Annotated in this window: 19 protein-coding genes; 4 read left to right on the top strand and 15 right to left on the bottom strand. The window is 40.8% G+C overall.

Annotation, left to right across the window (positions count from 1 at the left end; all coding sequences use genetic code 11):
- Nucleotides 1-2: 2 nt before the first annotated feature.
- The 3 genes from glpX to ACF8CV_RS21200 all read left to right on the top strand — a co-directional run bounded on the left by glpX (nucleotide 3) and on the right by ACF8CV_RS21200 (nucleotide 2,231).
- Complete coding sequence (gene glpX / locus ACF8CV_RS21190) at nucleotides 3-1,010, top strand: class II fructose-bisphosphatase (protein ID WP_020840003.1); 1,008 nt, start codon at nucleotides 3-5, stop codon at nucleotides 1,008-1,010.
- A 145-nt stretch (nucleotides 1,011-1,155) separates the two neighbouring features.
- A complete protein-coding gene (locus ACF8CV_RS21195; RefSeq protein ID WP_005484031.1) occupies nucleotides 1,156-1,770 on the top strand; it encodes a metalloregulator ArsR/SmtB family transcription factor in 615 nt (204 codons plus the stop codon).
- Nucleotides 1,771-1,874: 104 nt separating this feature from the next.
- Nucleotides 1,875-2,231, top strand: coding sequence for a DUF3135 domain-containing protein (locus ACF8CV_RS21200; RefSeq protein WP_031791538.1), 357 nt, complete (start codon nucleotides 1,875-1,877; stop codon nucleotides 2,229-2,231).
- A gap of 40 nt (nucleotides 2,232-2,271) precedes the next feature.
- On the opposite strand, the gene ACF8CV_RS21205 is transcribed toward ACF8CV_RS21200, so the two are convergent.
- Both ACF8CV_RS21205 and ACF8CV_RS21210 read right to left on the bottom strand, forming a co-directional pair.
- Nucleotides 2,272-2,694, bottom strand: a complete 423-nt coding sequence (locus ACF8CV_RS21205; protein WP_169592697.1) for a DUF805 domain-containing protein — start codon at nucleotides 2,692-2,694, stop codon at nucleotides 2,272-2,274.
- 98 nt (nucleotides 2,695-2,792) lie between these two features.
- Nucleotides 2,793-3,140, bottom strand: coding sequence for a 5-carboxymethyl-2-hydroxymuconate Delta-isomerase (locus ACF8CV_RS21210; RefSeq protein WP_005496920.1), 348 nt, complete (start codon nucleotides 3,138-3,140; stop codon nucleotides 2,793-2,795).
- A 270-nt stretch (nucleotides 3,141-3,410) separates the two neighbouring features.
- Between ACF8CV_RS21210 and tpiA the strand changes: the two genes are divergently transcribed.
- Nucleotides 3,411-4,181 carry a triose-phosphate isomerase gene (gene tpiA / locus ACF8CV_RS21215; RefSeq protein ID WP_025501099.1) on the top strand — a complete coding sequence of 257 codons (771 nt, stop codon included), beginning with the start codon at nucleotides 3,411-3,413 and terminating at the stop codon, nucleotides 4,179-4,181.
- 95 nt (nucleotides 4,182-4,276) lie between these two features.
- On the opposite strand, the gene galU is transcribed toward tpiA, so the two are convergent.
- The 13 genes from galU to ACF8CV_RS21280 form a co-directional block, all read right to left on the bottom strand.
- Nucleotides 4,277-5,155, bottom strand: coding sequence for a UTP--glucose-1-phosphate uridylyltransferase GalU (galU, locus tag ACF8CV_RS21220; RefSeq protein WP_169592699.1), 879 nt, complete (start codon nucleotides 5,153-5,155; stop codon nucleotides 4,277-4,279).
- Nucleotides 5,156-5,222: 67 nt separating this feature from the next.
- Nucleotides 5,223-6,389, bottom strand: coding sequence for a nucleotide sugar dehydrogenase (locus tag ACF8CV_RS21225; protein ID WP_169592702.1), 1,167 nt, complete (start codon nucleotides 6,387-6,389; stop codon nucleotides 5,223-5,225).
- A gap of 97 nt (nucleotides 6,390-6,486) precedes the next feature.
- Nucleotides 6,487-8,589, bottom strand: coding sequence for a YjbH domain-containing protein (locus ACF8CV_RS21230; protein WP_169592704.1), 2,103 nt, complete (start codon nucleotides 8,587-8,589; stop codon nucleotides 6,487-6,489).
- A gap of 249 nt (nucleotides 8,590-8,838) precedes the next feature.
- The gene (gene manA / locus ACF8CV_RS21235; RefSeq protein ID WP_169592707.1) at nucleotides 8,839-10,056 is read right to left on the bottom strand and encodes a mannose-6-phosphate isomerase, class I; all 1,218 of its coding nucleotides are present in this window, start codon (nucleotides 10,054-10,056) and stop codon (nucleotides 8,839-8,841) included.
- A 56-nt stretch (nucleotides 10,057-10,112) separates the two neighbouring features.
- A complete protein-coding gene (locus ACF8CV_RS21240) occupies nucleotides 10,113-11,531 on the bottom strand; it encodes a phosphomannomutase (RefSeq protein WP_169592772.1) in 1,419 nt (472 codons plus the stop codon).
- A gap of 4 nt (nucleotides 11,532-11,535) precedes the next feature.
- A complete protein-coding gene (locus ACF8CV_RS21245) occupies nucleotides 11,536-12,282 on the bottom strand; it encodes a glycosyltransferase family 2 protein (RefSeq protein ID WP_169592710.1) in 747 nt (248 codons plus the stop codon).
- Nucleotides 12,282-13,688, bottom strand: coding sequence for a mannose-1-phosphate guanylyltransferase/mannose-6-phosphate isomerase (locus ACF8CV_RS21250; RefSeq protein ID WP_169592712.1), 1,407 nt, complete (start codon nucleotides 13,686-13,688; stop codon nucleotides 12,282-12,284). The genes ACF8CV_RS21245 and ACF8CV_RS21250 overlap by 1 nt, the downstream gene beginning before the upstream one ends.
- A gap of 17 nt (nucleotides 13,689-13,705) precedes the next feature.
- The gene (locus ACF8CV_RS21255) at nucleotides 13,706-14,170 is read right to left on the bottom strand and encodes a GDP-mannose mannosyl hydrolase (protein ID WP_169592715.1); all 465 of its coding nucleotides are present in this window, start codon (nucleotides 14,168-14,170) and stop codon (nucleotides 13,706-13,708) included.
- A 10-nt stretch (nucleotides 14,171-14,180) separates the two neighbouring features.
- Nucleotides 14,181-15,158 (bottom strand): GDP-L-fucose synthase, encoded by a 978-nt coding sequence (locus ACF8CV_RS21260; protein WP_212578142.1) that lies wholly within the window; start codon nucleotides 15,156-15,158, stop codon nucleotides 14,181-14,183.
- Nucleotides 15,158-16,264, bottom strand: a complete 1,107-nt coding sequence (gmd, locus tag ACF8CV_RS21265) for a GDP-mannose 4,6-dehydratase (protein WP_169592718.1) — start codon at nucleotides 16,262-16,264, stop codon at nucleotides 15,158-15,160. The genes ACF8CV_RS21260 and gmd overlap by 1 nt, the downstream gene beginning before the upstream one ends.
- Before the next feature lie 32 nt (nucleotides 16,265-16,296).
- The gene (locus ACF8CV_RS21270; protein ID WP_169592720.1) at nucleotides 16,297-17,367 is read right to left on the bottom strand and encodes a glycosyltransferase family 4 protein; all 1,071 of its coding nucleotides are present in this window, start codon (nucleotides 17,365-17,367) and stop codon (nucleotides 16,297-16,299) included.
- Nucleotides 17,367-18,428 carry a glycosyltransferase family 4 protein gene (locus ACF8CV_RS21275; protein WP_169592723.1) on the bottom strand — a complete coding sequence of 354 codons (1,062 nt, stop codon included), beginning with the start codon at nucleotides 18,426-18,428 and terminating at the stop codon, nucleotides 17,367-17,369. Before ACF8CV_RS21275 ends, ACF8CV_RS21270 begins: the two co-directional genes overlap by 1 nt.
- The gene (locus ACF8CV_RS21280; protein WP_169592728.1) at nucleotides 18,425-19,765 is read right to left on the bottom strand and encodes an O-antigen polymerase; all 1,341 of its coding nucleotides are present in this window, start codon (nucleotides 19,763-19,765) and stop codon (nucleotides 18,425-18,427) included. The genes ACF8CV_RS21275 and ACF8CV_RS21280 overlap by 4 nt, the downstream gene beginning before the upstream one ends.
- Nucleotides 19,766-19,790: the final 25 nt, after the last annotated feature.

Genomic DNA, 19,790 nt, shown 5'->3' on the forward strand with positions numbered 1-19,790 from the left:
TCATGAAACGCGATTTAGCAATGGCATTTTCTCGTGTAACTGAAGGTGCAGCACTCGCTGGTTACAAATGGCTTGGCCGTGGTGACAAAAACGCAGCCGATGGCGCTGCTGTTGAAGTTATGCGCACTCTACTGAACAAAACAGACATCAGTGGTGAAATTGTCATTGGTGAAGGTGAAATCGATGATGCTCCAATGCTATACATCGGTGAGAAAGTTGGTCTAGGTGGCGATGAAGTGGATATCGCTGTTGACCCTATTGAAGGCACACGCATGACCGCAATGGGTCAATCGAACGCATTGGCAGTGCTTGCCGCGGGTGAAAAAGGCAGCTTTTTAAAAGCACCTGACATGTACATGGAAAAACTGGTTGTTGGCCCAGGTGCGAAAGGCGTGATCGATCTAGAAAAGCCGTTGCAAGAAAACCTAGAAAACGTTGCTAGCGCGCTGAATAAAACGTTGGACACTCTGGTTGTCATCACTCTAGCAAAACCTCGCCACGATGATGTGATAGCAGAAATGCAATCGATGGGTGTGCGTGTCTTCGCGGTGCCAGATGGCGACGTTGCAGCTTCTATCCTAACGTGTATGCCAGATAGTGAAGTGGACCTCATGTACTGCATTGGCGGTGCACCAGAGGGGGTGGTATCCGCAGCGGTGATTCGCGCACTTGATGGTGACATGCATGGCCGCCTTCTACCTCGCCACGAAGTGAAAGGCGACACAGAAGAAAACCGTATTTACGGTGCGGCTGAACTACAACGTTGTGAAGAAATGGGCGTAAAAGCCAACGTCGTCCTAAAAATGGAAGACATGGCGCGCAGCGACAACGTCGTCTTCTCAGCAACAGGCATTACAAAAGGTGACTTGCTAGAGGGGATTTCTCGCCAAGGTAATATTGCGACAACAGAGACGCTACTCGTGCGAGGCCGTTGCCGTACCATTCGCCGCATCAAGTCGACCCATTACTTAGAGCGCAAAGATCCAGAAGTTCGCGATATCATTCTGTAATTTTTAGGTTCAGCATCGCAGAGGGTTGGCAAAGTGCCGACCCTTTTTGTTTTTGGCTCACCAAATCCCCACTCAAGTTAAGTCAACACTTTTCTTTACTAAGCCTATCGCGCATAATGTGTACGGAAATACAAATGGTGGGAATATGAAGACCGTAGATAGGATATTGCAAATCGTTAAGCGTGACGGGTCTGTCACTGCAAAACAACTCTCTTCTGAGCTTGGGATGACAACCATGGGTGCTCGCCAGCACCTGCAAGGTTTAGAAGATGAAGGCATCCTGTCGATTCACGATGTAAAAGTCAAAGTCGGACGCCCTACTCGCCATTGGTCTTTAACCCAGAAGGGACATGAGCAATTCGCCGATCGTCATGGCGAACTCACCATCCAATTTATCGAAGCCGTGGAACACATCTTCGGTAAAGATGGCCTCGACAAAGTTACCTCCGAGCGCGAAAAACTGACTTTACAAAACTATCGCCAGCACCTCGACCAATGTGAGTCTTTAGAAAGCAAACTGGAAACTTTGGTTTTTCTGCGCGAAAAAGAAGGCTACATGGCAGAGCTTGAACAAGATGAGCACGGCTTTATCTTGATCGAGAATCACTGCCCGATTTGTAAAGCCGCCACGCGTTGCCCTAGTTTATGCAAATCTGAACTGAGTGTGTTCCAGTCCTTACTCGGAGACGACACGACCGTCGAGCGTACCGAGCATATCATTAGCGGTCAACGTCGCTGCGTTTACCGAATCCGCGCTTAGATTTCGGCCCTTTCGCTCTCTCTTATAAATGAGACAGGCCAATGATTCATCCTTTACTCTGATTCCTGTGGTGTACGCTTGTAATATTGAACACGAGTATCCATATGGATTTGGAGAAAGGGATGAGAACTCTACATACTCACACAACGCAAGTATTACCCTCATTTGATGAACTGGTTCAGATGGCCGAAAGCGATCCAGAAGGCTTTGAACAATTTCGCCACGAGATGGCAAAAGAAATGATAGAAAGCGCATCAGAAATGATGCAACCACGCTTATGGGCTCAGCAAAGCCATATTGATCGTGTGATTCACAACTGTAAAAACCCTCATCACACCAACGTCGTGCTAATGAATGAACTACAAAAACAAGTCACGAAGTTCAGAGAAGCATTACAAGGAAAAGCGACGTCGGTTAAGACAGACAACGTAGTCGCCTTCAACAGAAACGATTTCTACTGATGTGAGAGTCACACCTTAGGCAGACTCCCACACTCATGAATCACTGTGGCTCAGGACCGTACTTATTCGGGCCTGATGTGCCTTGCAAAAAACCACACTCAATCAAAATCCAAAGCCCACAAATTAATGAAATCGAAGCAATGAACAGCTGTGGCGTTGAAGGCTCTTGCGCCATTGGGCTTGTCATCGGCGTTGCGATGCGACCAATCACCAAAGGAATATTCAAGCCTAACCAGTAGATCGACTTGTCGCGGTCATGCCATCTCTTTGTCGTAATAGCCAAATCAGGAATGAGCAGTACCAACAAGAATATTGGCAGTAACAGGTAAGAAAACGCAGGAAACAACTTACTGATACCCGCACCAAAACCTATAATCGAAATATAGTAAATCACATTCCAAATCCAATAGGTTTTGCGATCGATACGTCCGTGAAACGAAAACAGTAACTCTTTAGTCGACATCAATTTTTATCCAAAAATAGAAAGAATACAGAGTAGCCGAGTCGGGTTAATTTGGGAAGAAACAACAAGTCGTGAACAACGTCGGCCAAGCCTTATATTCAGTTCACCACTTTTTGAAAGCTGTCCACATCCATATCTCGAATGTTAACCGTTAAACTGTGTACATGACTTGCCTGTTCTTGAAGCACAACCATTAAAGCTCGCGATAATTCTCGCTTTTGTTCAGGCGTTCGGCCAGACAACAAATCAAAATTGATATGGATAAAATCGAGACTGTCACCCGCTTCACCAATTAGCCAGTTATGACATCTTAACGTTCTTGATTTCACAGAGGCCAACTCAAAAAGGCCACTCTCTAACGCAGCTTTATGTAAGTCTTCCAGCAAACCTTGTACATTGACTCGCTCTTCCACTGAGTTCGAATACTCTAAAACTAAGTTTGGCATTTTGATTCCTTTCTACAACATAAAAAATTCAGTGCGTAGTAATACCAATCTAGCCAGCAATTTCCGAGGAATGAACTATCATTCTGTCTACGCGATCACCAATCGATTGCTTTTGATAAAAATAACAGAACAACTTCGACTCCAGACGGAGAGAGAAAGCCACATAAGACATGATACCAATCATGATCTGTTCATATTATTCTGTTATATTCCTACGTAGATTTTTTACATTAATAGACTATTTACATTAAAGATAAGGGAGATATTCCTATGCGTCGTCCTGTAGTGATGGGTAACTGGAAACTAAACGGCAGCAAAGCAATGGTAACTGAGCTGCTAACTGGTCTTAACGCTGAGCTTGAAGGCGTTGAAGGTGTTGACGTAGCAGTAGCTCCACCAGCACTTTACATCGACCTAGCTGAGCGCGTAATCGCTGAAGGCGGTAACAAGATCATCCTAGGTGCTCAAAACACTGACCTAAACAACAGCGGTGCTTTCACTGGCGACATGTCTCCAGAAATGCTGAAAGATTTCGGTGCTACTCACATCATCATCGGTCACTCAGAGCGTCGTGAATACCACAACGAATCTGACGAGTTCATCGCTAAGAAATTCAACTTCCTAAAAGAAAACGGCCTAACGCCTGTTTTCTGTATCGGTGAATCTGAAGCTCAAAACGAAGCTGGCGAAACTGAAGCAGTATGTGCACGTCAAATCAACGCAGTTATCGACACTTACGGTGTTGAAGCTCTAAACGGCGCAATCATCGCTTACGAACCAATCTGGGCTATCGGTACTGGTAAAGCAGCAACAGCTGAAGATGCACAACGCATCCATGCTTCTATCCGCGCACTAATCGCAGCGAAAGACGAAGCAGTTGCAGCACAAGTAATCATCCAATACGGCGGTTCTGTTAAGCCAGAAAACGCTGAAGCTTACTTCTCACAACCAGACATCGACGGTGCTCTAGTTGGCGGCGCTTCTCTAGACGCTAAGAGCTTCGCAGCAATCGCTAAAGCAGCGGCAGCAGCTAAAGCTTAATTTCGCTTTTATTAAGCAGAAATAACAAAGGGATGCATCATGCATCCCTTTTTGTTTGTGTTGTACCGTCGGAGTACCTAATAGAAAGCTTCGACCTACGCTGGCTCGGCAATTTTCACAGTTGGCTTTTTCGCGAGCTCCGCGCTGGAGTCTTTCTTATAAAGGTTCTCGTAGCAGTAATTTGTTGCTTCAATGTAGCCTTCTACGCTACCGCAATCAAAGCGCTGACCTTTAAATTTGTATGCCAAAACACAACCAGATTGAGCTTGTTGCATCAGCGCATCGGTGATTTGAATCTCGCCACCTTTGCCCGGCTCTGTATTTTCAATCAGCTCAAAGATATCAGGTGTCAGAATGTAACGACCAATAATCGCTAGATTGCTAGGTGCAGTGCCTGGCTCTGGCTTTTCAACCATGCTATCAATGCGGAAGATATCATCTTTAATCATCTCGCCAGCAATCACACCGTATTTATGCGTTTCTGATTCCGGCACTTCTTGTACCGCAACGATTGAACAGCGGAACTGTTTGTACAGCTCAACCATTTGCGCTAGAACGCCTTGGTCCTCATTCACACAAAGGTCATCCGCAAGCACTACAGCAAACGGTTCATCACCGACCAATTCACGTCCCGTAAGAATAGCGTGACCTAAGCCTTTCATTTCACGCTGACGGATGTAAGTGTAACTCGCAGAATCAATCAAAGAGCGAATATCATCAAGCAGCGCTTCTTTACTTGTACCGCTAATTTGATGCTCTAGTTCGTAGTTTTTATCAAAGTGATCCATTAACGAGTGCTTACCACGACCGGTGACGATGCACATACCGTCCATACCGGCTTCAATCGCTTCTTCAACACCGTATTCAATCAATGGCTTATTCACCACTGGCATCATTTCTTTCGGCATCGACTTAGTTGCAGGAAGGAAACGTGTACCGTAACCCGCTGCTGGGAATAAACATTTTTTAATCATAACCATTACCAACTAAAAAAAGGCTCCTCTGAGGGAGCCTATTACATTATTTGAGTATAAATACTAATTAATCGCTACCAAACAGGTCACGGGTGTAAACTTTATCAGCCACATCAGCAAGTTCCTCAACCATGCGGTTAGAAACAATAACATCTGACATTTGTTTGAACTCGTCAATATCGCGGATAACGGCAGAGTGGAAGAACTCATCTTCCTTAAGTACTGGCTCATACACCACGACTTCGATGCCTTTTGCCTTAATGCGCTTCATAATGCCTTGAATAGACGAAGCGCGGAAGTTATCTGAACCAGCTTTCATAATTAAGCGGTAAATACCCACGACTTTTGGTTCTCGCTTGAGAATAGATTCTGCGACAAAATCTTTACGAGTGCGGTTCGCATCAACGATTGCACCAATAATGTTATTAGGAACTTCTTGGTAGTTTGCTAACAATTGCTTTGTATCTTTTGGTAAGCAGTAACCACCATAACCGAATGACGGATTGTTGTAGTGATTGCCAATACGAGGATCTAAGCCAACACCTTCAATAATTTGGCGAGCATCAAGATTGTGTGCTTCAGCATACGAATCTAGCTCATTAAAATAGGCTACGCGCATCGCAAGATATGTGTTTGAGAACAACTTAACCGCTTCTGCTTCTGTAGAGTCAGTAAACAGAACCGAGATGTCTTCTTTTACCGCGCCTTCAACCAAAAGGTTAGCGAACTTCTCTGCACGTTCGCTGCGTTCACCAACGATTATGCGAGACGGGTGGAGGTTATCGTACAGTGCTTTACCTTCACGAAGAAACTCTGGAGAGAACATAACATTCTGACAACCGAGTTCCTCTTTAATACGCGCAGTATAACCCACAGGTACAGTCGACTTAATCACCATAACCGCATCTGGATTAATTGCCATCACATCTTTAATCACTGCTTCAACTGAAGAAGTATTAAAGTAGTTCGTTTGAGGGTCATAATCCGTTGGTGTGGCAATAACAACAAACTCTGCGCCTTTGTAAGCCAGCTCTTTATCTAGCGTCGCGACAAAGTTGAGCTCTTTGTTTGCAAGAAAATGTTCGATTTCCGCATCAACAATTGGAGACTTCTTGTCGTTCAACAAGTCCACTTTTTCTTGGATAATATCAACCGCCACAACCTCATGGTTTTGTGACAATAACATGGCATTGGACAAACCGACGTAGCCCGTGCCTGCTACAGCAATTTTCATTTTTATTTCCTATTATTTAACTGACGCTAGCATATCAAAACACCGACACTCTCGGTAGAGTGCGGCGATTAACTAAAAGCCTAACTAGCAACACAACTTAATTCAATTGAGTACCCAAGTAACGCAAATAAGCATTACGAATGCGAAGCTTGTTCTGCTCAAAGTACTCTTGACCATAACGGCCTCGGTTAAAGTAGCGGCGAAGCATACTATTATCCATCACGAGTTCATCACCCTGGCCTGCTGCCAAATAGTTTGTATCGTTGCCAACTCGAGTCGTAACGTTGAAATCATAAGCCTCGTTACCACGAACTTGTATCACTCCCGGCGACATATCGCGCCATGGCGTTAATGGCAGTTTTACTGACACAGTGACAAACTGCTCTTCGTCTGTATCATTAAACTTTGTCACCTGATAACTTGCTGATACTTCTATGTCTTCAAACCAATGTGATGTCGTGAATTTTGCGCCAACATCCCCCTTCCAAAACTCGCCAGCAGTTGCGTTAAACTGCCAATCCCACTCTGGCATAGAGAATGTGTAACGAGTTAAAAAGGTTTGGCGGTCTGGGTTCGCATAACCATTTTTGTCTTTTTCGTCTTGATGTTGGAAGTAGCTCATCTCTAGTCCCAACTCATGGTTGCCCGATTGAGAGAACCAAGCTGATTCGCTGCGCGCACCGATATAATCCGACTTAACCAAGCCTAGAGAGACCTGGTTAGCAATATCGACATATGGTAAACGGAAGAACTGATGCACCATTGCACGATCAATCTCGTTCTCGTACGCGCTGTCTTCGAAATACCCACCTTCTTCAAAATCGTCACTTTCTGCTAAAGGTAAAATATGACGAACATCAATTGCCGCGCCAGACCATAGGTAGGTGTATAAGTTGCTAGACATGGCAAAAGAGTAATCATACACACCGTACTCGGTTGCAAAACCATGCCTTACCATAGGAGAAAGCACGATCTGCGAATCTAAAGTGCCTGAATTGACTCGCTCCGTTTTCCAATCAACCATGTCTAATCTTTCCGGTAAATCGCGCGTGATAAACTGAATGTCATCACAAGCTGCGCTACCATTGACGACACTTTGGTAACAGTTAGCGTCAGACAAAACGCTGACCACTGGTTTTTGGTTGACAAGCATCACAAGTTCAAATTGATCCGATGCAGCGCCTATATCTTGCGCCGCATTTTGACCTAAATGACTAGACACAATACCCAGAGCGACACCTAGTCCGTCAACTTGGTTATGGTTGTAGCGGCGGTTTTCTACAGCCACCACAACTTTGTCATTTGATACGCCCACTTGAACATTAACGAAGCCTTCATTTTTTAACGCACTAACCAAAGAGGAAATTGACGCTTGTTGCGCTTTGTTTTGCTCAACGACTAAACGATCCATTAACGTCATATTATTCTTCGCGTAGTCGCGAGAGCGAGAGTATTCCGTTATCAATGGCATCGAGAGTGCAGCACTCCAAACGCTTGAACCATCCGATTCATGACCAGAATAAATCTGGTAGCTTAATGAGGCAGTTATATCATTAGGCAGTAAATTATCGGGAGTAAACACTTTTATAGAAGAGTTGAATTCTACTGAATCGTACTCTCCTACTAGTTGAACAAAGTCAAAAGGTTGGTATTCAAAGCCACCAAAAGGGCCATCTAGAACACCCATCAAACGCTCTTCTGACTGACCGAAACCAGCAGAAACCCTTAAGGGAAGTGCATTAAACGTATAATCAGCGACGGCAAAATTAGTCATGAGCTTAGTTGCAGCACCACCGACATCTTGCATACCTAAAGCAAAATCTAAGTTCTCATTCCCCCAAAAATTGGGAACCTGATACTTCAGTGATAGTGATAAATCTCGAATACCGCCACAGCCTGTTTTAAAACAGTTCGAGTTATAATCATAAGTAACGATACTACCGTGAGCCTCTAACCCTTCAATGAGGCCGAAAGATACTTTGATAGAATCTAAACCTTGCACCTCGTCAAGCCAAGGGCGCCCTTGGGCAAAAGATACACCAAAGTTGCCATACTCTTTCACTTGAGCATTAGGTGTAAAAGTCAAGCCGGTAAAGCTCTGATTGGAGGGGAAGCGCTCTAATTGTTCAGTTGCCTTTGCTATCCCCACATAAAAAGGCAATGAACATGCCACAGCCCTCACAGTTATCATTTTTATCATTGGTCATGCCACTACTGAAATTTCAAATACGTAAGAAGGAGTCTAAGCACGTCTATTAAATTCCTTATTTTTCATTTAACTTTACATTTTCATCAAGTTTCATTTTACTTAATGCGCCGTCTAACCAAAGCGAGCAACCAAGCTTGATAAAACCATTGTGAGTGGTATTCACATAGACAAATCAAGCTATCTTCAGGGAGCATCGATTTAATTACAGGCTGACTTTCAACCCCCCCAAACTTAAAAGGTCTAATTGTACACGCGGGCAATACGTCCTTTAGAAGAAAAAGTGTACTCTTTGGCATAAGCAGGAATAAATACAGATTCTCCCTTACTTAATAGAAGAGACTCTCCTGACTGATGATAAACCTCCACATCACTATCTATAGCAAAAACTATCTCAGCACTATCAACCTTAATCACGTCATTTTCTGCGTGAACGAAGCAGTCAAACTTAAAGTCAGGAACAGGGATGGAGTAACTTTGCTTATTGCCTTCAATACGTGGTTGTATACGCAACTTGTTTTTAGGTTTTTCTTCAAACAGTGTGCATTGAGCAAGCTCTTCAACATCGATATGTTTCGAAGTCAGGCCTGCTCGTAACACATTGTCAGAATTTGCCATCACTTCTAAACCCGTACCTTTCAGATAAGCATGTGGCGTCCTAGCATCAAGATACATCGTTTCACCAGGTTGTAATGTGAGGACATTAAGAATTAATGGTGAGAACAAGCCAATATCACCGGGGTAGGTATTCGCCAGTTCTAGAACCAACGAGAACTCCTCAACTACCTCACCACTTTCGAGGCACTCGTGAGCGAAGGTCAACAAACCGTCAATGGCTTGCAGTTTATCACTACCTGTCAAAGATAAAATCCCGACAAAAAACGTCTCTAATCCACTAGCCGTCAGATTATTTTCAAACTGAGTAACTAAGGCATGAACTTGAGGAATAGATATCTGTTCAGTAATGCGAGAGAACAGTGAGACGATTTCACTGAAACTTCTAAAACCATTCATGGCTTGATAAGACGTTAACGCATAAACCAATTCTGGCTTATGGTTAGGATCACGATAGTTTCGCTTGGGATGCTTACGGTCAATTCCTAGGCAGTCTTCCTTAGCAAAACCTATTTCAGCTTCTTCTTTACTTGGATGAACCTGAATAGACAGCGCACTATCGGCAGCGAGAACTTTGAATAGATATGGCAACTCACCAAAACTTAACGCTGTTTGAGGTGACAAAAAGCCATCTTTATCCGAATCAATAAGTTCTGAAAGTAAGACTTTTTTTCCATTCAAATCAACTTTAGAGCAACCGTTGGGATGAGCCCCCATCCAAAGCTCTGCTAGAGGTTCTTGTTGGCAGTTTTCAACACCGAACAGTTCCGGAATCGCCGTTTTACTACCCCACTCATAATTCTGAATCGTATTCTCTAGTTTGAATAAATTCTTTTTCATGTTCATAAAAGCAAAAGCTTAATTTGGTCATCTAAATTAAGATCCAAATTATTAAATGTGATTTATAGCTGCTGTACTTTGTCTAGCACGTGGCTAACTATTTGATAAGCATCTTCAAAGCTATTTGCCTCTGCGTAACAGCGCAGTTCAGGCGCATTTCCTGAAGGACGTAAATGGAAAATAGTGCGATTAGATAAAGCCAGCCTTAAGCCGTCGGTAACATCGACATTTTCAATGTTGTGATCCTCAAACCCCAGTTGAGAGACCAGAGTTTGAGGATTCAACTTCCCCATCTCTAAGATTGATAAGCTCTTAGCTGTAGCAAAGTTCTGAATTCTGTCACTGTGTGTATAACGAGCTGGTAACCCATCCACCAACGCCGCAATACCCGTACTCTTAGCAGCGGAAAGCAACATTATTGCAGGTAATACAGCATCACGAGTTGGCAAAGCTTTGAGCACTTTGCCATTAATTTGAACATCAGAACCCAGTAAATATCCTCCATTAGCTTCAAAACCTGAGATGGCCTGATACTTGTGAGCCAGTTCAGCAAATTCAGCGATGACGTATGGTGAACCAATTTTGGTACGGGAGACTTTCGTAAACTGTGGAATGGTTTCGATGACTGTATTACAACTGACAGGTACAGCAAGTGCTTGCATCTGCATTTCTTGAGCACACAATACGCCAAGAATATCGCCCCGCAGCCATTCTCCATTTTCATCCGCCACTAACGGGCGATCACCATCACCGTCAGTGGAGAAAATTGCATCAAGCTGATGTTGATGTGACCATTTTCTGGCTTTAGCTTTATCAACCTCTGACACGGCTTCCGTATCAATCGGGACAAACTCATCACTGCGTTCAAGGGAGATAACCTCAGCGCCAAGTGCAGAAAATAGAAGGCTATAAATATCACGTCCAGCACTGGAATGCTCATAAATACCAATACGCTTACCTTGCAGTAAATCAGCATCAAACAGGCTGGTATAACGTTCAATATATTGTTTAGAAGCAATGGAACTAATAGATAACGAAGGTAAGTTGTCTAATGCAGCAAACTCTTCGTTAGCATTTAAAATAGATTGTTCATCCGCCTTAGTGATTTCACCATCAGGGGTATAGAACTTCAGTCCATTACGATCAAACGGAATATGGCTACCTGTCACCATGATACAAGGGATACCTTCTTGCATAGCAGAATAGGCCAACGCTGGTGTCGGGATCACTCCGTAATACACAGGTTCGATCCCTCTCTGCATCAGAGCAGCAATACAAGACTGAGCAATAGCCGAACTACTGGGACGATTATCAATCGCAATAGCCATACGCTTCACTGAATAAGACTTTTGAAGACTGGCTACAAAAGCGTGGGTGAAAGCTGCGCAAACTTCGGGAGTAAATTGAGTAACCAAGCCACGAGCACCACTGGTACCAAATTGAATACCAGATTTCTGAATAACTATCTGTGTAGAGAGCATATATTTATCTTCTGAAGAATTGAGGAATTTTTGATAAATTTTTGATAAGAATAGCTTTGGGCCAGAACACATTATTATTTTTAAGTGCCTGTATATCTTCACAAGTTTTTTTATATATGTTGCTGAGGCTACGATTACTCGCCCCGCCAACACGCATTTTTATTAAGACTTTTGGCAAATAACTCATAGACACCTTATTTGACCACAGGTAACGCAGTAGCGAATCATAATCCGCAGCGATCTTAAAGCCTAAGTCAAACTGCCCAAGCGACAGGTAAAGCTCACGTTTCATATAAAATGTGGGGTGAGGAGGCATCCAACCACTGATCATTTGATTTCTTTGATACGATCCAGAATTCCATAAGCGTACCATTTTATCTGTATCTTCTTTTGAAACATAAGCCAAGTCCGCATAAGCAGCCTGAGTTTGATTCTTTCCTAAAGTGGCAACTATATCTGCTACCGCATCAGAGTAAGCAAACAAGTCATCAGAATGAAGAAAACCGATAACATCACCCGTTGCCGCTTGAATACCCTTATTCAGGGCATCATAAATTCCTTTATCCGGCTCGCTAATGATTTTGCTGACTCGAGAGCAATTATCACGAACAACGTCTAAGGTATTATCCTTTGAAGCTCCATCGACGATAATGTATTCGATATTTGGATAAGATTGTTGCTCTAACGATTTCAACGTATCAAGGATGGTTTCACTACTGTTATAAGTAGCTGTGATAATAGAGACTTTCATTAATAGCCAACTCCATACTCTTCTAAGCGAACCACATCATCTTCTTCTAGATACGTCCCTGAACGCACTTCAATTAAGTGGAGATCGACTTTACCAGGGTTTTCAATGCGATGAGCAGAACCTAACGGTATATAGGTTGACTCGTTTTCTGTAACTAGAAAACTCTTGTCATCACTGGTAACCCTTGCGGTTCCCTGAACCACTATCCAGTGCTCAGCCCGGTGATGATGCATTTGCAGTGCCGTTCTTTCACCCGGTTTCACGCGTAAATGTTTTACCTGAAATCTATTTCCAAGAGCAATCTCATCGTGAGAACCCCATGGGCGATAAACTTCACGGTGCTGTTCACATTCGCTGCGCCCTTTAGCCTTCAGATGATTAACGATGTTTTTTACATCCTGAACTTTGTCTTTATTTGCAACCAGAACCGCATCTTTGGTTTCAATAATCACGAGATTTTCAACGCCAACCGCAGACACAAGTTTGTTTTGCGCATAAATATAGCTGTTCTCTGTCTGGTCGGTGGCTACATCACCAACGATGACATTGCCAGCCTCATCCTTTGCTGAGACTTCCCATAGAGCGCTAAACGAACCTACATCGCTCCAGCCAGCATCCATAGGAACAACAAGAGCATCCTTGGTTTTCTCCATGACGGCATAGTCGACAGAATCTTCAGGGCATTCAGTAAAAGAACTTTCACAAACACGAATAAAATCTAAATCAGTCTTTGCCCCTTCAACGGCTTGTTGACATGCTGAAAGTATATCCGGACGGTGTTGACCTAGCTCCTTAAGAAAGCGGGACGCTTTAAACAGGAACATACCACTATTCCAGTAATATCCCCCTTCGGTAAAATACGATTCTGCCGTAGGTAAATCCGGCTTTTCGACGAACTCTGCAACCTTGTAAGAAGAGTCACATGCGGCTTCGCCCTGCTTAATGTAACCATATCCTGTTTCAGGAGATGTTGGTACTATGCCGAAAGTCACTAACTTTCCATTCTCAGCAGGAGAAATAGCTTTCTCTACCGCTTTTGTAAAAGCCATATCATTCTGAATAATATGATCCGCAGCTAACACAAGCATCAGAGGGTCTTCACCATTTTGTGTTACGTACAACGCTGCCAACGCAATTGCCGGCGCCGTGTTACGCCCCACAGGCTCTAAAATAATACCACTGTGATGGGCATTACTCTGTCGAAGCTGTTCAGCAACAATAAAACGATGTTCTTCGTTACATATAATCACAGGAGCTTGGTGCTCAATCCCTCTAAGACGAGTAACTGTTTCCTGTAGCATGGTTTTGTCACTAGCCAAACTGATAAATTGCTTTGGATATAGGCTACGGGAAAGGGGCCATAAACGACTACCCGAACCTCCGGCCATCACAATAGGTAATAACATGATTGTTACCTTTTCTTTTATTTATATTTATCTGAAAAATAAGCTTTAGTATTTATATGAACTTGTTCTGACGCGAATAAGCTTTCTATTTCCCACCACTGATAATGATTATGTTGTTCGTTAGGTAAGGAAGATAGCTCGATATCCAACTCCAATTCATAGCCTAAAACGACATAGTGTGTGGAGAACTCATCTTCAGAAAAGTTGTCTTCGTAGAAATGTTGGTAAGTACCAAGAAATTGAGCTTGTTTAAGAGAATATTCTTCTCCCAATTCAACTTTCGTTAGCCTTTGAAAAGCCTGTTCAAAAGTCTCATCTTTGCAAATACGACCTCCGGGAACAAACCAAAACCTTTGAGCAGGTCGGTTTGTTCTTTCCCCCAATAGGATCTGTCTCTTTGAATTACGGATAATGATATCAATCGAGACAAGAGGCGTAGATGCAACAACCAGTTTGAAAGTCTGCTCATCAAGTCGTTGCATTATAAAGAGCCTATTTGCGGAAATTACCCTGGTTAGCTAAAAACCACTGATACGTTTTACTAAGTCCAGCCTCTAAATCGACCTGATATCGCCATCCGAGATCAGATAAGCGGGATACATCCATCAATTTACGTGGTGTACCATCTGGTTTAGTAATGTCGAACACCACGTCACCTTCAAAACCTACCACCTTCGACATAGTTTCAGCCATTTCACGAATAGTACAATCTACACCAGTACCGACGTTAATATGGGAAAGCATTGGCTGCGTGTTAGCCTGATAGGTTTCGCTATCCAGTTCCATTACATGAACAGATGCCGCAGCCATATCGTCTACATAAAGAAACTCGCGCATCGGTGTGCCCGTGCCCCACACGACGACTTCAGTATCACCTGCATCTTTAGCTTCATGAAAACGACGCATTAATGCGGGAATAACATGAGAGTTTTCTGGGTGGAAATTATCATTTTCACCGTATAAGTTAGTCGGCATAACACTTCTGTAGTCTCGACCATATTGGCGGTTATACGATTCACACAATTTGATGCCTGCAATTTTAGCAAGCGCATACGGCTCGTTAGTGGACTCCAGAACACCTGTTAACAATGCAGATTCAGACATAGGTTGTTCTGCAAGCTTTGGATAGATACATGAAGACCCTAAAAACAGAAGATGTTGAACATCGTGTTTATGAGCGGAGTGGATAATATTGCACTCCATCATCAGGTTCTGATAGATAAACTCTGCCGGATAAGTATTGTTTGCATGAATACCTCCTACTTTTGCAGCAGCAAGGTAAACCTCATCAATCTGCTCATTAGCAAAAAATGTATCAACGGCTTTTTGATCGAGTAAATCCAAATCTGTGCGATCACGAGTAACAATTTCTACATCTAAACGATTTTCAAGTTGACGAACAATCGCAGAGCCAACCATGCCTTTATGCCCAGCGACAAAAATACGCTTTTTCAAAATTGACTCTTCCATTAGTTTTCAAGTGAAATTGAAACATCAAATCCGTGAGCTTTCAAAATTGCATGCTGTTTCGCTTTATCGATATCAGCCGCTACCATTTCAGAGCACATTTCTTCTACTGTAATTTCAGGCACCCAACCAAGTTTTGCTTTAGCTTTACTTGGATCACCTAGCAGAGTTTCTACTTCAGCAGGGCGGAAGAATTTAGGGTTCACTCGCACAATCACATCACCGATCTGAACTGCAGGAGCCTTTTCATAATCAACTGCTGTGACTGTGGCAATTTCATCAATACCTTCGCCAGAGAATTCAAGTTCGATACCCGCTTCTTTTGCGGACATACGGACAAATTCGCGAACAGAAATCTGCTTCCCGGTTGCTATAACGAAATCATCAGCCACGTCTTGTTGAAGCATCATCCACTGCATGCGGACGTAATCTTTGGCATGACCCCAATCGCGTAATGCATCCATGTTGCCCAGTTTCAAACAAGACTCTAATCCTTGAGAAATATTGGCAATAGAGCGAGTTATTTTACGAGTAACAAAGGTTTCACCACGACGTGGAGATTCGTGGTTAAACAAAATACCGTTACATGCATACATTCCGTAAGATTCACGGTAATTAACTGTGATCCAATAAGCGTACATCTTAGCTACTGCATAAGGAGAACGAGGATGGAATGGAGTCGTTTCCCTTTGCGGGATTTCTTGAACCTCACCATAAAGCTCGGAAGTAGAGGCCTGATAAAAACGTGTTTTCTTCTCTAAGCCGTTAATTCTAATTGCTTCAAGTAAACGGATAGTACCCATAGCGTCAACATCTGCCGCGTATTCGGGAGACTCAAACGAAACAGCAACATGAGACATTGCACCGAGATTATAAATTTCATCAGGTTGGATTTCTTTGACTAATCGAATAAGGTTCGAAGAGTCAGTCAAATCACCATAGTGAAGATAGATTTTATCACTTTTCTCAATTGCAGAATCAATTCGCTCGGTATTGAACGAAGAAGCTCGGCGAATTAATCCATGGACATCATAGCCTTTTTCTAGCAAAAATTCTGCAAGGTAAGAACCATCTTGACCAGTGATACCTGTTATTAGAGCAGTTTTCATTTACGTTCCTTCAACGACAATAATATAATTTTCTATTTTTTAAATTGATTAAAAACCGAAGATATTGCATCAACATAATTTTCAACACTATATAATGAATCTGTAACCAAACTATTGTATTGGGAAATCTCATCTCCAACATCTTGGTTATTTAATAAATAAATCAAGCACTCTTTGATAGCCTCACTTGATTCTTTTTTTATCAAAAATCCATTTTTATTTGTTACAATGTCAGAAAGATAGTTATGCTTTGTGGTAATAATAACACAACCAGCAGACATGGCTTCAATAAGTGAAATGGGTTGTGCTTCAGTGGCATAAAAGCTCGGTAAAACAAAGATCCCATTATTAGAAAACATATTGTTTTTATCACTTCCACGCACTACACCAACATAGTTAATGTAATCTTTTCCATTAATAGCAGAATTAAATAAACCACTTATTTCTTCTTTATCTTTATAATTATCACCGGTAGGTAAACCTGCTATGTTTAATTCAATATTCCAGCCGTCATTGACTAAATCATCTACTGCAGAGATTAATTGCATTATCCCTTTGGAGTACATAATATTTGAAAGATATAGAATTTTATTACTGCGTTTAGAATAACTTAAAGAAGACTTAATAGGAGATGTACAATTACTAACTGAAACTATGTTCATTTCAGGGTACATATCATATTGTTCTCTCATTCTTGGCAATAGAACTATTGATGTATCGATCATGTTATATACATAATCCACACACATTTTCACTAGATTAGATTGCCTACTGTGAAAAGATTTAAAGTCGGCACCATGAAGATGGTTTACTACATTCTTTTTAAAAAGTTTAGCCGTTAGAATAAAAGCACTATCTCTTAAAAATCCTACTAAAGTTCGACTAGTCGTAATATATACCACACTAACTTCATTTTTTTTAACTAAAAATAATAAATAATAAAAAAAATTAAATAAGTTTGAGATTGTTTGCTTTAATTTACCAACACTTAAGGTATCGAAATAAAACGCTTTTTTATCACCATTATACTTAGAAAAAATAGTGTGAAATGCTAAGGATTGGCCAGTAATCGGCTCGGAATTTGGCCCTACAAATACAACCATTAAGATAGATTCCTTATCATTGAGTCAAATCGAAGAAACATATCATCGACATTATATGTTTCTTGTACAGTATAAAGCGCGTTCTTGGACATATTATCATAGTCAATGAAGTCAATATTTTGAAAGTAAGTAATTTTATCAACTAAATCATTAATATCTTTATTTAAAAAGCTGACACCATTTATACCATTTTTAAATGCTGCAAATTCAGGCATATGATGTTTTTCATCTGAGTGAACGATTACTGGAAGAGCATAATTGAAAGCGTGGATCATACTTAAGCCCACAGATCCAGGATAAACGAAAACATCTGAGTTGAGCATAACATCAGATATTTCATCTTCTTGAAATAAAGGCCCCAACCAAGATATTTGGTTCTGAACTTCGAGACTGTCGGCTAGCTTGTAGTATGAGTCTATTGAATCACATGAGCCCACAACGTTTAAATGAACATTACCTTTAAGCCTTGATAGAGCTTCAATTAGCATAGAAAAATTAGACTTTTCAGTAATTCTTCCAATAAAAACAAGCGTCAACTTCTTAGGAGCGAATTTTTTCTTATACTTGAAATCAAACTTCATTTCCTTTGAATTTAGCCCATTGTTGATCGCATAAATATTATTAAATGATAGTAATTTTTTTTCTTTCTCGGTGTAGACTAAAACAGCATCAGCAATTTTCATAAGTTTAATTCTTATCTTAGATAAAATACCATGACTGCCTGCACTCCAACCGTGTCCCCACCAAACGACTTTAATGCCTCTAATCTTTAGTAGAAAAATTAAAAGCATGTAGTTGATAACTCGGGGATTGCCATTTACTACAACAATATCCTCCTTTTTGTAACCTTTGATGAGTGGGAGGCTTTTATGCCAATAAATCAATGATAAAAAAGAAAAAAAACCATTCGATATGACTGCGTCGCCAATAATTTCTTCAGAGTTAACCCCTAAAAAGTCTCTCTTTGTAGAGATAAACCTACAAGAATATCTATTGGTGATTTTATTAAAAAAGGGAACTCTATACTTTGGAATTGCGGGCTGAATTATATGGACTCTCATATATTAATTCTCAATCTAGAATATAATTTAATTGGAACGACAACAGTGAAAAATGAAAGAATAAAAGCAACAAAATATGATATAGATGATAAAAGATCACCTCGTAGTATAAAAAGCAAGAAACCCAACATGAATAGGTAGAGAATAGATATAGTATCAACTTTGTCCGTTATTTTTTTTCGATCCCAATAGAACCTATCAAATTTAGCACACAAAAAAGCAAGAACAATTGAAAACATCAACACACCAAACATATGGAAATTAATATATCCTTCTGCAATGTAGGGCATGCTTATATTACTCATGTATAAATCTTCATTTTCAGATAACTGATGCCCAGAACCTATCGGCTTTGATTGCCATAAACTACGGGGAACGAAGAAAAGTAAGGAACCTAACAGCTGATGTCCCCATGAAATAAAGTCAGTATCCACTGCTCTTACAAAATTTTGATATGCATCTAGATGTCCAGACGTTATAAATGAATAGTCTATATCAAATGATATTTCTTGATCAGAACTAAAGTATCTAAACTTATTCAAGAAAGGGAAAATCACCATGAGTCCGCCAAAAAAGTATATTGGAAAGATATAAGTCACATTAAAAACTCTAGGAAACATCAATATAAAAAATGGCAAATATAATGTAATTGCATAGAATCTTGCGACGGATACTGGGGCTACATGAAATAGAAATAAGACTAAGAATAAAAATGATATTATTCTATTAGTCGATAAAAACAAAAATACTAACGATATTATCGCCAAAAATGGTTTAATGAAGTAATTTACAACCAGAAAAATTGTAGTGCTACTATCAACTCTATCTACACTTCCGCCTCTAACTAAAACACCTAGTATATTAAAGTTATTGTATTCCCATATAATCAAACATGAAATTAACACTAAAGCTATAGAATAGAGCAAACTTCGGTTTTTATTAATATCTTCTTCAATAGATAAACTTCTATCTATTATATTGAGAATTATTGTTGGCCTGCTTTTAAATACAGAATAAAAAACAAAGAAGGACACATTAAAAAAAAGTATTATTAGGTTAGATATAATAAAACTATCTCTATCAATTTCACGACCACCCCAATAATATATACCATTAAAAAACTCTAGCGCCGGAGAAAATACAAAAGCAACTAGTCCAAACAGGCAATATATATTTTTTAAACTATAATACTCTTCTTTATAAGAGATAAGACCAAAATAAAAACTAATTAGAAGAAAGAAGTTGGTTATAAAAAAATATAGATCTAAACTATTATCTACAGTAAATAGTGTAATAAAGTAAGAACCAAAAATTAATAGCGGAAGAATAAATATCATATGATTTTCTTAAAAACCCTCAATA

The organism is Vibrio sp. zbq_1, from assembly GCF_043102935.1.
Taxonomy (GTDB): Bacteria; Pseudomonadota; Gammaproteobacteria; order Enterobacterales; family Vibrionaceae; genus Vibrio; species Vibrio parahaemolyticus.